The 13,435-nt window shown below is 69.7% G+C and carries 8 protein-coding genes; 6 read left to right on the top strand and 2 right to left on the bottom strand.

The window, feature by feature from the left end:
* Positions 1-72: 72 nt before the first annotated feature.
* The 3 genes from glgX to treZ are packed head-to-tail and all read left to right on the top strand — an operon-like array spanning position 73 to position 6,512.
* On the top strand, positions 73-2,274 hold the full coding sequence (glgX, locus tag BLW00_RS14375) for a glycogen debranching protein GlgX (protein WP_092555323.1): 2,202 nt from the start codon (positions 73-75) through the stop codon (positions 2,272-2,274).
* A gap of 9 nt (positions 2,275-2,283) precedes the next feature.
* A complete protein-coding gene (locus BLW00_RS14370; protein ID WP_092555321.1) occupies positions 2,284-4,701 on the top strand; it encodes a malto-oligosyltrehalose synthase in 2,418 nt (805 codons plus the stop codon).
* Positions 4,698-6,512, top strand: a complete 1,815-nt coding sequence (treZ, locus tag BLW00_RS14365; protein WP_092555319.1) for a malto-oligosyltrehalose trehalohydrolase — start codon at positions 4,698-4,700, stop codon at positions 6,510-6,512. Before BLW00_RS14370 ends, treZ begins: the two co-directional genes overlap by 4 nt.
* Positions 6,513-6,585: 73 nt before the next feature.
* Here the strand turns inward: treZ and BLW00_RS14360 are convergent, their stop codons facing one another.
* The gene (locus BLW00_RS14360) at positions 6,586-7,830 is read right to left on the bottom strand and encodes a DNA polymerase IV (RefSeq protein ID WP_092555317.1); all 1,245 of its coding nucleotides are present in this window, start codon (positions 7,828-7,830) and stop codon (positions 6,586-6,588) included.
* A gap of 161 nt (positions 7,831-7,991) precedes the next feature.
* On the opposite strand from BLW00_RS14360, the gene BLW00_RS14355 reads away from it, so the two are divergent.
* The 3 genes from BLW00_RS14355 to BLW00_RS14345 are packed head-to-tail and all read left to right on the top strand — an operon-like array spanning position 7,992 to position 12,820.
* The gene (locus tag BLW00_RS14355) at positions 7,992-9,302 is read left to right on the top strand and encodes an alpha/beta hydrolase (protein ID WP_092555315.1); all 1,311 of its coding nucleotides are present in this window, start codon (positions 7,992-7,994) and stop codon (positions 9,300-9,302) included.
* Between the two features lie 4 nt (positions 9,303-9,306).
* Positions 9,307-11,805, top strand: coding sequence for a bifunctional lysylphosphatidylglycerol flippase/synthetase MprF (locus BLW00_RS14350; protein WP_245741597.1), 2,499 nt, complete (start codon positions 9,307-9,309; stop codon positions 11,803-11,805).
* Between the two features lie 10 nt (positions 11,806-11,815).
* Positions 11,816-12,820 carry an aldo/keto reductase family protein gene (locus BLW00_RS14345; protein ID WP_092555313.1) on the top strand — a complete coding sequence of 335 codons (1,005 nt, stop codon included), beginning with the start codon at positions 11,816-11,818 and terminating at the stop codon, positions 12,818-12,820.
* A gap of 42 nt (positions 12,821-12,862) precedes the next feature.
* On the opposite strand, the gene BLW00_RS14340 is transcribed toward BLW00_RS14345, so the two are convergent.
* Entirely contained in the window at positions 12,863-13,402 is a 540-nt protein-coding gene (locus BLW00_RS14340) for a GNAT family N-acetyltransferase (RefSeq protein WP_245741596.1), read from the bottom strand.
* Between the last annotated feature and the right edge of the window lie 33 nt (positions 13,403-13,435).

The following is a 13,435-nucleotide window of genomic DNA, read 5'->3' as shown; positions in this document are numbered from 1 at the left end:
GACCACTCCGCAACCCCATGGGGCGGATGGCGATTCCGGGTAGCGTGGACCCCGACCCCGACAGGAGAACACATGCAATCGTGGCCAGGATCGGCCTACCCCCTTGGCGCCACCTACGACGGGAGCGGCACCAACTTCGCCCTCTTCAGCGAGGCGGCCGAGAAGGTGGAGCTCTGCCTCTTCGACGGAGACGGCACGGAGACCCGCGTCGAACTCGCCGAGGTGGATGCCTACGTCTGGCACGCCTACCTCCCTCAGGTGCAGCCCGGACAGCGATACGGCTACCGCGTGCACGGCGTCTACGACCCCGACAAGGGCTGCCGCGCCAACCCGAACAAGCTCCTGCTCGACCCGTATGCGAAGGCGACGAGCGGCGAGATCGATTGGGACCAGTCGCTCTTCTCCTACACCTTCGGCGACCCCGACTCGCAGAACGACGAGGACTCCGCCGGCCACATGATCTACGGCGTGGTGATCAACCCGTTCTTCGACTGGGCGGGCGATCGCAAGCTGCGCATCCCCTACAACGAGAGCGTCATCTACGAAGCCCACGTGAAGGGGCTGACCGAACTGCACCCGGATGTGCCCGAGGAGCAACGCGGCACGTATGCCGGCGTCGCGCATCCGGCCGTCATCGCGCACCTGGCCAAGCTCGGGGTCACCGCCATCGAGCTCATGCCCGTGCACCAGTTCGTCAACGACAGCGTGCTGCTCGACAAGGGCCTCAACAACTACTGGGGTTACAACACGATCGGCTTCTTCGCCCCGCACAGCTCCTACTCGGCGACCGGCGACCTCGGTCAGCAGGTGCAGGAGTTCAAGGGGATGGTGAAGGCCCTGCACGCCGCGGGGATCGAGGTCATCCTCGACGTGGTCTACAACCACACCGCCGAGGGCAATCACCTCGGGCCGACCCTGTCGTTCCGGGGCATCGACAACGCCGCCTACTACCGCCTGGTGGAAGACGACATGCGGTACTACATGGACTACACGGGCACCGGCAACACGCTGAACGTGCGGCATCCGCACTCCCTCCAGCTGATCATGGACTCGCTGCGCTACTGGGTGACCGAGATGCACGTCGACGGCTTCCGTTTCGACCTCGCGAGCGCACTGGCACGCGAGTTCTACGACGTCGACCGGCTGTCGACCTTCTTCGAGCTCGTACAGCAAGATCCGGTGGTGTCGCAGGTGAAGCTGATCGCCGAGCCGTGGGACGTCGGCCCCGGCGGCTACCAGGTGGGCAACTTCCCGCCGCAGTGGACGGAGTGGAACGGCAAGTACCGCGACACCGTGCGCGACTTCTGGCGCGGCGAGCCGAGCACCCTCGGCGAGTTCGCGAACCGCTTCACCGGCAGCGCCGACCTCTACGAGCACTCCGGCCGCCGGCCCGTGGCGAGCATCAACTTCGTCACCGCGCACGACGGATTCACGCTGCGCGACCTCGTCTCCTACAACGAGAAGCACAACGAGGACAACGGCGAAGACAACAACGACGGCGAATCGCACAACCGCTCCTGGAACAGCGGCGCCGAAGGCCCCACCGACGACCCGAAGGTGCTGGCCCTGCGCGCCCGTCAGCAGCGCAACTTCATCGCCACTCTCCTTCTGAGCCAGGGCGTTCCGATGCTGCTGCACGGCGATGAGCTCGGCCGCACCCAGCAGGGCAACAACAACACCTACGCGCAGGACTCCGAGCTCACCTGGATCCATTGGGACTCCGAGGACCAGCCGCTGATCGAGTTCACCGCCGCCGTCGCGCGGCTGCGGAAGGAGCATCCGACCTTCCGCCGCAGCCGCTTCTTCGACGGCCGGCCGGTCAAGCGCGGGAAGGGCGAACCGCTGCCCGACATCGTCTGGCTCGACTCGGATGCGAGCGAGATGCAGCCGGAGGACTGGGACTCCAACCTCTCCCGCTCGGTCGGCGTGTTCCTCAACGGCCAGGGCATCCGTGCCCGCGACGCGCGGGGCAATCCGCTCTTCGACGTGCACTTCCTGCTCTATTTCAACGCCCACGACGAGGAGCAGGTGTTCACCCTGCCCAGTGCCGAGTACTCGGACTCATGGGATGTCGTGATCGACACCGCGGGCGAAGCGGCCGACTCGCAGATCTTCGCCGCCTCCAGCGAGATGACCGTCGACGCCCGCTCGATGGTGGTGCTGCGGGTGCATCAGGAGCAGGAGGTGGAGCCCGATCATTCGGTGGCCGCCTCGCTCACCGCGCAGGCCGACTCCTCGGGCCAGATCGCTCCGACCATCCCGTTCGTGTCGTAGGAGCCCCGGATGCGCGCCCCCCGCTCCACCTACCGGTTCCAGCTCACGCCCGAGTTCACCCTCTGGGATGCGGCGCGCCTCGTGCCGTACCTGTCGCGACTGGGCGCGGACTGGGTCTACCTCTCCCCCGTGCTGCAGGCGGAGGAAGGCTCGCAGCACGGCTACGACGTGACCGACCACTCGCGGATCGACGAGTCGCGCGGAGGCCCGGACGGCTTGCGCGCCCTCTCGGATGCCGCGCACGGGGCGGGAATGGGAGTGCTCGTCGACATCGTGCCGAACCACGTCGGCGTCGCGACGCCGTCGGCGAACCCGTGGTGGTGGGATCTCCTGACCCACGGCCAGGGATCGCGCTACGCCGAAGCGTTCGACGTGGACTGGGAGGCGGGCGGCGGGCGCATCCGCATCCCGGTGCTCGGCGACGACTCGCTCGACGCCCTGCGGATCGAGCCGGACGGGCCCGGCGGCGCATCCGTTCTCGCCTACTACGACCACCACTTCCCGATCGCGCCGGGCACGGCCGATGACGGCGCCGACGCCCGCACCGTGCACGCCCGCCAGCACTACGAGCTGATGAACTGGCGTCGCGAGAGCGCGGAGCTCAACTACCGCCGCTTCTTCGCGGTGTCGTCGCTCGCGGCCATCCGGGTGGAGGAGCCGTGGGTGTTCGACGAGTCGCACGCCGAGATCGGACGCTGGTTCCGGGAGGGGCTCGTTGACGGCCTGCGGGTCGACCATCCCGACGGGCTCGCCGATCCGGGCGGCTATCTCGAGCGCTTGGCCGTGCTGACCGGCGGCGCCTACGTGCTGATCGAGAAGATCCTCGAGGGCGACGAACCTCTCGAACCCGACTGGCCGTCGGCCGGAACCACGGGATACGACGCGCTGGCCGGGATCGACCGCGTCTTCGTCGACCCGGCGGGTGAATTGGGGCTCACGGGGCTCGCCGCCGCTCTCGACCAGACGCCCTTCGATCTGCCCGCAGGCGACCCGGGCAATGAGCCGGCCGCCGCCGATCGCGACGACGTCGCCGACACCCGCGCCCGGCACGCCTGGCACACGCTCATCCACGGCACCAAGCGCGGCATCGCGGACGGCATCCTCCGTGCCGAAGTGCTGCGCCTCGCCCGCGACATCGAACGCGCCGGTGGACTCCCGACGCCGACCGACGACACGGTGGTGGCGGATGCCCTCGCGGAACTCCTGGCGTGTTTCGCCGTCTATCGCTCCTACCTGCCCAACGGCCGCGAGCACCTCGACCACGCCCTCGCGCTCGCCCGCGACAACCGTCCCGACCTCGACGCCGTGCTGGTCGAGACCGCGGAGGTGCTGGGCCGCACGGGCACGGCCCCGAGCATCCGGTTCCAGCAGACCTCCGGAATGGTGATGGCCAAGGGCGTCGAGGACACCGCGTTCTACCGCTTCACCCGGCTCACCAGCCTCACCGAGGTGGGCGCCGACCCCGATCAGTTCAGCCTCGGTACGGAGGAGTTCCACGCTGCCCAGCGCCGCCGTCTCGACGGCATGCCCGATTCGATGACCACACTGTCGACCCACGACACCAAGCGTTCGGAAGACGTGCGGGCCCGCATCTCGGTGCTCGCCGAGATCCCCGACGGCTGGGCGGGCACCCTCTCGAAGCTCCGCAGCCTCCTCCCCCTGGGTGACGGCTCGTTCGAGAACCTGCTCTGGCAGGCGCTCCTGGGCGCTTGGCCGCTCTCCCGCGAGCGCGCGCAGGCCTATGCGCTGAAGGCCGTTCGGGAGGCCGGCGTCTCCACGAACTGGCTCGACCCGGACGAGGAGTTCGAACAGCGGATGGCGAACGCCATCGATGCGGTCTACACCGACCCGATCCCGCGTGGGGTGCTCGAGAGCCAGCTCGCCTCCATCCGGGCTGCGGGCTGGAGCAACGCCCTCTCGGCCAAGCTCGTGCAGCTCACCACCACCGGCGTGCCCGACGTCTACCAGGGCAGCGAGCTCTGGGACCTGTCGCTGGTCGACCCCGACAACCGCCGGCCCGTCGACTACGACGAGCGCAGCGAGCTGCTCGGCATCCAGGAGGCCGGCGAACTGCCCGAGGTCGACGAGACCGGCGCCGCCAAGCTGCTCGTGGTGTCGACGGCGTTGCGCGTGCGGCGCGACCGCCCCGAGCTGTTCACGGGTTACCAGGGGCTCGAGGCGCGCGGCTCGGCGGCCGAGCACGTGCTGGCCTTCGACCGCGGCGGCGCTGTGACCGTCGCCACCCGGCTTCCGCTCGGCCTCGCGCGGCACGGCGGGTGGGACGACACCACGCTCGAGCTGCCCGAAGCCGGCAACGGCTACGTCGATGCGTTCACGGGGCGCATCTTCGGCGACCGCGAGGTGCGACTCGCGGCCGTGCTCGAACGCTACCCGGTGGCCCTGCTGGAGAGGATCGACGAGCGATGACGAAGCGTGATTTCGACGTCTGGGCACCCCGCGCCGAGCGGGTGGAGCTCGTCCTCGGCGACGATACAAGCCGGGGTGCGGCCGACGGAACGGGCAGCGGACCGCGCACCGCGCATCCGATGACCCGCGGCGACGACGGCTGGTGGCACGCCGGCTCCGACGCGCCGGAGTGGCACGCCGGGCTCGACTACGGCTACCTGCTCGACGGCGCGGGGCCGTATCCCGACCCGCGTTCCCGTCGCCAACCCCAGGGCGTGCACGGTCTCTCGCGCACCGACGATCCCGCCGCCTACGAATGGCACGACGGAGACTGGCGAGGCGCCCCCCTCGACCGCGCCGAGATCTACGAGCTGCACATCGGCACCTTCACCCCCGAGGGCACGCTCGACGCCGCGACAACGCGTCTCGACCACCTGCGTTCGATCGGCGTCACCCACGTCGAGCTGCTGCCCGTCAACGGCTTCAACGGCACGCACAACTGGGGCTACGACGGGGTCTCCTGGTTCACCGTGCACGAGGGCTACGGCGGGCCGGATGCGTACCGCCGCTTCGTCGACGCCTGTCACGCGGCCGGTCTGGCCGTCATCCAGGACGTCGTCTACAACCACCTCGGTCCGAGCGGCAACTACCTGCCGCTGTTCGGCCCCTACCTCAACGACGCCTCGAAGAACACCTGGGGCACCTCGGTGAACCTCGATGACGAGGGCTCGCCGGAGGTGCGCCGCTTCATCATCGACGACGCGCTGATGTGGCTCGGCGACTACCACGTCGACGGCCTGCGGCTGGATGCGGTGCACGCCCTCGTCGACAACGGTCCGGTGCACCTGCTGGCCGAGCTCGCGGCCTCGGTCGACGAGCTGTCGGCGGCCACCGGCATCCGGCGCGCCCTGATCGCGGAATCGGATCTCAACGACCCGGTGATGTTCCTCGAGCGCGACGAGGGCTACGGCCTCGACGGGCAGTGGAGCGACGACTTCCACCATGCGGTGCATGTGAACCTCACCGGCGAGACGAGCGGCTACTACGCCGACTTCGACTCGGTCGGCGCCCTGGCGAAGGTGCTGACGCGCGGGTTCTTCCACGACGGAACCTGGTCGAGCTTCCGCGGCCGGATGCACGGGGTCGAGCTCGACCGCACCCGCACGGCTCCCTGGCGACTCGTCGTGGCCTCACAGAACCACGACCAGATCGGCAACCGTGCGGTCGGCGACCGGCTGACCGCCACGCTCTCGCCCGACGACCTCGCGATCGCCGCCGCGCTCACGCTGCTCGGGCCGTTCACGCCGATGCTCTTCATGGGCGAGGAGTGGGCGGCGTCGACGCCGTGGCAGTTCTTCACCTCGCATCCGGAGCCCGAGCTCGGCCGGGCGACCGCCGAGGGGCGCATCGCGGAGTTCGCGAAGATGGGGTGGGACGAGTCGGTGGTGCCCGATCCGCAGGATCCGGCGACATTCGAGCGTTCGAAACTCGACTGGGCCGAGATCGGCGACCCGGCGCATCCGGAGCACCGCGCCGTGCTCGAGGTCTACCGGGCGCTCGCCGCCATCCGCGCCACCCTGCCGCCGGGCGAGGAACTGCGGCTCGCCGACGTGCGCGTCGACTTCGACGAGCAGCAGCGCTGGCTGGTGCTCGAGCGCCCACCGCTCGTGCTCGCCGTGAACCTCTCGGATGCCCCGCTCGACCTGACGACGATCGCCCCGCGGTTCGGCGCACCTCTCTTCTCGTCGCACGAGCACCTGCGCGGCGAGCCCCTCCCGTCTGCCCTGGCCTCGCTCGCCCCGCACTCCGTGGCGGTGTCCTCCCCCGCCTGATCCCGACTTCTTGCCCCCTCCCGCCCCAAAATCGCCGAAGAAGGGCGGGAGGGGGCAAAAGGATCGGGGGGGGTCAGCGACGGGTGCCGTTGCGGTCGGCGGTCTCGCCGGACTTCGGGGCGTTCACCAGGGAGGCGGGGCGGACCGAGTCGGTGCCGAACTTGGCCGTCACGCGGTCGATGGTGAGCTCGGCGTCGCGCCAGCCCTCCGAGGGTGCGCTCTCGTCGGCCCACAGGGCCGGTTGGTGCACCGACGAGCCCGCCGCCGAGAGCTGTTCCACCCGCACGCCGATCAACCGGATTGCCTCGCCCCGCGCGCCGACGGCCTCATAGATCGCCGTCACCTCGTCGAAGATGCGCTTTCCGAGGTCGGTGGGCTCGGACAGGGTGCGCGACCGCGAGATGGTGGTGAAGTCGGCGAAGCGCAGCTTCAACGCCACGGTGCGGCCCATGAGCCCGGCCGACCGCAAGCGCACGGCCACCCGGTTCGACTGGTGCAGCAGCTCGCGGCGCAGCACCTCGGGCGAGCGCTCGTCGACATCGAAGGTGCGCTCGTGGCCGACGCTCTTCTCCTGGCTGACCGTCTCGACCGACCGCGTGTCGATGCCGAGCGCGAGTTCGTGCAACTTCGACCCGGTCGCCTCTCCCACCGCACGCACCAGCGCGTCGAGAGGGGTGTCCGCGATGTCGCCCACCGTGCGCAACCCGAGTCGCTCGAGCTGCTCGGCCGTCTTGCCGCCCACGCCCCAGAGCGCCCGCACGGGCAACGGATGCAGGTAGGCCAATACCTCCGAGGGACGGATGACGAGCATGCCGTCGGGCTTGGCCCGGCCCGAGGCCAGCTTGGCCATGAACTTGGAGGGCGCGACCCCGATCGAGCACGGCAGCCCGGTCTCGTCGAACACGCGGGCTCGCAGCCGTGCGGCGATGACGTCGGACTCCCCGAGCAGGCGCCGGGCGCCGGCCACGTCGAGGAACGCCTCGTCGATGCTCAGGGGCTCCACCAGGGGTGTCACCTCGCGGAACAGGGCCATCACCGTCTGCGACGCCTCGCGATAGAGGTGCATGTGCGGTTCGAGCACGATGGCCTTGGGACACAGTCGCAGCGCGGCGCCGACCGGCATCGCCGAGTGCACTCCGAAGGCGCGCGCCTCGTAGGTGGCGCTGGTCACGACCGCTCGCGGCGAGTGCCCGCCGACGATCACGGGTTTGCCCCGGAGTTCCGGATGCGACAGCAGCTCCACCGAGGCGAAGAACGCATCCATGTCGACGTGCAGGATCGACGGACTCGGCTCACCGATCCGCCCGACGCCATCCATACTCCCGAGCCTAAGCGGAACGGCGGACAGCTGCGCCGATGCGGGCACCTCGGATGCAGCCTCCGCATGGCGTTCTCCCAGAGATCGTCCAGATAGTGGGAAAATACTGATCGACGCCCGGCCACCGCCGGACGCGCGCGCCGAGCCGACAGGATCCACCCGTGAAAGCACTCCTCGACGTGGGACTCCTGTCCGGGCCCTTCGTCATCGCGGTGTACGCGGCAGCCGCGATCTCCGTACTGCTCCTGCTGTTCGTGCGCCCCGGACCGCGCTGGCGGCTCTCGCACTGGATGCTCGTGGCGCTGCTCGCCGCGATTCTCGGCGCGGCCGTCGGCCTCGGCCTCACCTGGCTGCTCAACGACACGCTCGACCTGTTCGGCGCCGAGCTCACCCCCGTGGTGCGGGTCTGGATCGCCCTGGGCTTCGCCGGTTTCGGCATCGCGATCGCCTCGTTCTGGCGTGCGACCTGGAAGCGCGTGGTCGCGTCGATCCTCGCCATCGTGCTCTTCGCCGGCGCGACGGCGATGACCATCAACATCGACTTCGGCCAGTACCCTACGGTGCGCAGCGCTCTCGGCCTCAGCGCCTACGCCGGCGAAGTGCTGCCGGCGGTCGCGACGGCGGATCCGGCCACCCAGCCCACGATCGCGACCTGGACGGCTCCGGCCGGGATGCCGACCCAGGGCTCCGTCGGCATGGTGACCATCCCCGCGACGAAATCCGGATTCCACGCTCGTCAAGCCGTCGTGTACCTGCCGCCGGCCGCGCTCACGGCGAACCCGCCGAAGCTCCCGGTGCTGATCATGCTGTCGGGCCAGCCGGGCAGCCCGGATGCGCCCCTCCAAGCCGCGAAACTCCGCCAGAGCCTGGACGCCTACGCCGCCGCCCACCAAGGCCTCGCGCCGATCGTGGTGTCGCCCGACCAGCTGAGTGCGCCCGACGTCAACCCGATGTGCGTCGACTCCCCCATCGGCAACTCGGCCACCTACCTCACGGTCGACGTGCCGGCCTGGATCACCGCGAACCTCCCCGTGCTCCCGGGCCCGCACTACTGGGGCATCGGCGGCTACTCCCAGGGCGGAACCTGCTCGATCCAGCTCGGCGCCGCGCATCCGGAACTCTTCGGAGCGATCCTCGACGCCTCGGGCGAGGAGTTCCCGAAGATCGGCGACGCTCAGACCACCATCGACAAGGGCTTCGGCGGGGATGCGGCGAAGTACGCCGCCGCCTACCCGGCCGCCATCATGGCCGCGCACGCGCCCTACAGCGACATGTTCGCGGTGTTCGGCGTGGGCAGCGCCGACAGCGCCTACATGCCGGGCATCAAGACCCTCTATGCCGACGCGCAGGCCGCCGGAATGACGGCGACCTACCTCGAATCACCGGGCAGTGCGCACGACGCGACCACCTGGACCTACGTGTTCCAGCAGGGCCTCGGGCTGATCGCCGACCACTGGGGCTTGAACCGGTGACGCGGTGACGAGAGCTCCGGATGCCCGCCGCCGGCTCCTGCGCGAGACCGGGCGCTGGGCGCGCTCCATCCCGGTCACCTGGGCGGTGCTCGGCCTGGTGCTGGCCGCGAGCATCGTGCGGATGTCGATGCACCCGGGGAGGGCGCGCGGCGGCATCGACGCCTTCGTGTCGACCGGGTTCGACACCGTCTTCGTCAACCACGACTGGATCTCGACCATCACCTCGGTGTTCTTCGTCTGGAACCCGCTGCTGCTCGTGTTCGTGGTGGCCGCGATCGTGATCGGCCTCGGCTGGTCCGAACGCCGGATGGGCCACGGGCGCACGGTGCTGGCGTTCGTGGTGGTGACGGTGCTCGGCATCGTGCTGGGGCTCGTCACCCAGGCTCTCGGCGTCGGGCTCGACCTCTACTCGGCCGAGATCACCCGCACGCACCGCACGGTCGATCCGATCATCGCCGTGGTGGGGGTGGTGATGGCCGCGAGCGCCTTCGCCGGCCCGCTGCTGAAGCGACGCGTGCGGATCGTCGGCTTCGCGGTCATCCTCGTCTTCGTGCTCTACTCGGGGCAGCCCTCCGACGTCTACCGGCTGTTCGCCGGCGTGGTCGGGCTCTTGCTCGGGATGCTCTTGGCCCGCACACCGCTGGTCGTGCGCCGCCCCCGGGCCACCCGGCGCGAGACCCGCACCCTGCTCGCCGCCGTGGTGGCGGTGACCGCGCTGGGCCCCCTCGTCACCATCGCCGCGCCCGCCGGCACCGGTGCGCTCAACCCGCTCGGGCTGCTCTTCCGCGATCCCCTGCGCGACTACGCGGCCATCGCAGCCCACTGTCAGACGGGTGACTACACGCGGCATTGCGTGAACGCGCTCGCCCTCTCGCGCCTCGACGGGCCGGGGGCGGTGCTGCTCACCCTCCTCCCCCTGCTGGCCCTCCTCGTCTCAGCCTGGGGCATCCAGCGCGGCCGGCGGGTGGCGCTCTGGCTGGCGGTGTGGATCAATCTGGCGCTGGCGTTCCTCGCAGCGGTCTACTTCGGCTTCCTGCCGCTGCTGTCGAGCTCGGAGTACACCGCATTCCAGACGGCCGCGGCCGACGACTTCCGCGCCTTCGAGACCGTCTCGGCGCTCGTTCCACTCGTCATCGCCCTGACATTGGTGGCGTCGCTGCGCCTGTTCCCGGCCGAGGTGGGCGCGGGATCGACGCTACGGTTCTTCGCCTTGGTGGCGGCGCTCTTCGTCGGCCTCTCGATCGTCTACCTCGTGATCGTCTACGCGGCACGCGACCAGTTCAGGCCGGTGGCCGAACTCGGCGACCTGTTGCTCGATCTGCCGGAGCGATTCGTGCCGGTGGGCTTCCTCTCCTTCGAGCCGAAGGACATCTTCCCCGTCGGCCCGGTGGCCGTCATCGCTTCGCAATGGGTCGGTCCGGTGTTCTGGGCGGCGACGATCGTCGCGGCATTCCTCGGCATGCGACACGTGCATCCGCTCGGCGCGGTCACCGACGAGGCCCGCGTGCGCGACCTGCTCTTCACCGGCTCGGGCGGCACGTTGTCGTGGATGACGACCTGGACGGGCAACCACTACTGGTTCGCGCCCGGCGGCGCGGTGGCCTACCGCGTCGTGAACAACGTGGCGATCACGACCGGGGATCCGCTCGGGCCGCCGGAGACGCATCCGTCGACCGCCTTCGCCTTCGCCACCTACTGCACCGACCGCGGCTGGACGCCGGCGTTCTACTCGGTGACGGACGTCGTGCGCGATGCCCTGGGCGAGGGTGGCTGGTCATCGTTGCAGGTGGCCGAGGAGACCGTCGTGCATCCGGCCGAGTGGTCACTCGAGGGCAAGAAGATGCAGGACATCCGCACCTCGATCAACCGGGCGGCCAAGGAAGGCGTGCGGGCCGAGTGGCGCAGCTACTCCGAGCTCGGGCCGTTCGTCACCGGGCAGATCCGCGAGATCTCGGAGCTCTGGGTGGCGGAGAAGGACCTGCCCGAGATGGGTTTCACGCTCGGCGGTCTCGATGAGTTGATCGCACCCGAGGTGCGCCTCATGGTGGCTCTCGACGACGACAACCGGGTGCAGGGGGTGACGAGCTGGCTGCCCACCTACTCCGCGGGTCGCGTGGTGGGCTGGACCCTCGACTTCATGCGCCGGCGGCCCGACAGCATGAACGGCCTGATGGAATTCCTCATCGCGCAGACCATCCTGCGCGCCCGCGACGACGGCGTCGGCTTCGTGAGCCTCTCCGGTGCACCCCTCGCCGTCGCCGGTGACGGGAGCGAACAGCAGTCGACGGGCATCCTGCCGTTCCTCAGCCGCACGCTCGAACCGGTCTACGGATTCCGCTCCCTGCTGCGGTTCAAGATGAAGTTCCAGCCCTCATTCCACCAGCTCCACCTGGTCTACCGCGACCCGCTCACCCTGCCCGCGATCGGATTCGCTCTCGCTCGCGCCTACTTGCCCACGCTGTCGGCCCGCCAGGCGGTTCGCGCACTCTCCGGTCGGGAGTAAGTTGTAACGTATGAAGTATCGATACCTCGGTCGCAGCGGCCTCAAGATCTCCGAGATCACCTACGGCAACTGGCTGACCCACGGGTCGCAGGTCGAGAACGACATCGCGACGCGATGCGTGCAGGCGGCTCTGGACGCCGGGATCACCACCTTCGACACGGCGGATGCCTACGCCAACACGGCCGCCGAGACGGTGCTGGGCGACGCCCTCGCCGGCCAGCGGCGCGAGTCGCTCGAGATCTTCACGAAGGTCTACTTTCCCACCGGCGAGATGGGCCCGAACGACACCGGCCTCTCGCGCAAGCACATCAGCGAGTCGATCAACGCCTCGCTGCGCCGTCTCAAGACCGACTACGTCGACCTGTACCAGGCGCACCGCTACGACTACGAGACACCGCTCGAAGAGACGATGCAGGCCTTCGCCGACATCGTTCGCCAGGGCAAGGCGCTCTACATCGGCGTGAGCGAGTGGAACGCGCAGCAATTGCGCGACGCACACGCGCTCTCGAAGCAGCTCGGCTTCCAGCTCATCTCGAACCAGCCGCAGTACTCGATGCTCTGGCGCGTCATCGAGGAAGAAGTCGTGCCCACCTCGCGCGAGCTCGGCATCTCGCAGATCGTCTGGTCGCCGGTCGCCCAGGGCGTGCTCACCGGCAAGTACCTGCCCGGTCAGCCGGCCCCTGAGGGCAGCCGCGCCACCGATGACAAAGGCGGTGCCGACATGGTGAAGACCTGGATGCGCGACGAGGTGCTCGAGCGCGTGCAGCTCCTCGCGCCGGTGGCTTCCGACCTCGGACTCACGCTCGCGCAGCTCGCCATCGCCTGGGTGCTCTCGAACGACAACGTGGCCTCGGCGCTCATCGGCGCCTCCCGGCCCGAGCAGGTCGAGTCGAACGTGAAGGCCTCGGGTGTGACGCTCCCGCCCGAGGTGCTGGGGCAGATCGACGAGATCATCGGCGACCTGGCCGAGCGCGACCCGGCGCAGACGAAGTCGCCGGCGCACCGCCTGGTCTAGGCGTCCGCGACTCCGCCGCACCGCCGAAGTGCGTCCTGGCAATCAGGGGGCGGCGACCTCGCGAGCCAGCAGGGCCACCACGACGCTGCCGCCCTTGGTGGCCTGGCGGCCGACCTCCCGAAAGCCCAGGCGCGCGTGGAACGCGAGCGAACCCGGGTTCGGCGGCTCGACGTTGACCTCGCAGTCGACCTCGGCGGCCCCTCCGGCGCGGGCCGCAGCGAAGACGGCCTCGTAGAGCACGGCACCGAGGCCGGCGCTGCGGTGCCCGTCGGCCACGACGATCCGGTCGACGTAGAGAAACCCTTCGCCGCGCTCGCTGAACCAGCGGTAGTTCTCGCTCGCGTAGTCGAGGCCGGGCGGCAGGGCCAGCACGAAGCCGAGCACGGCGTCCGGATGCGCGGGGTCGGGATGCGCCGCATCGACGACCGCCACGGCCAGCTGCGCCTGCCCGACGAGGGTGCTCATCTCCGCCTCGTCGATGTCGTTCACCGCGGGGACCGCCGCGCGATTGAGCGCGACGAGCCGTTCGACGTCGGATCGGGAGAGCGGACGGATGGCCGGGGCCGCGGACGGAGATGACACACCGCGACCCTATCGGCTGTTCGCTTGCCGCGT

Source organism: Herbiconiux ginsengi (assembly GCF_900107435.1).
GTDB lineage: Bacteria > Actinomycetota > Actinomycetes > Actinomycetales > Microbacteriaceae > Herbiconiux > Herbiconiux ginsengi.
This window is presented reverse-complemented; position numbering and strand designations above follow the sequence as displayed.

Bases quoted from the DNA above. Each gene is read 5' to 3' on its own strand.
- glgX (WP_092555323.1), top strand. From the start codon at position 73: ATGCAATCGTGGCCAGGATCGGCCTACCCCCTTGGCGCCACCTACGAC.
- treZ (WP_092555319.1), top strand. From the start codon at position 4,698: ATGACGAAGCGTGATTTCGACGTCTGGGCACCCCGCGCCGAGCGGGTG.
- BLW00_RS14360 (WP_092555317.1), bottom strand. From the start codon at position 7,830: ATGGATGGCGTCGGGCGGATCGGTGAGCCGAGTCCGTCGATCCTGCAC.
- BLW00_RS14370 (WP_092555321.1), top strand. From the start codon at position 2,284: ATGCGCGCCCCCCGCTCCACCTACCGGTTCCAGCTCACGCCCGAGTTC.
- BLW00_RS14345 (WP_092555313.1), top strand. From the start codon at position 11,816: ATGAAGTATCGATACCTCGGTCGCAGCGGCCTCAAGATCTCCGAGATC.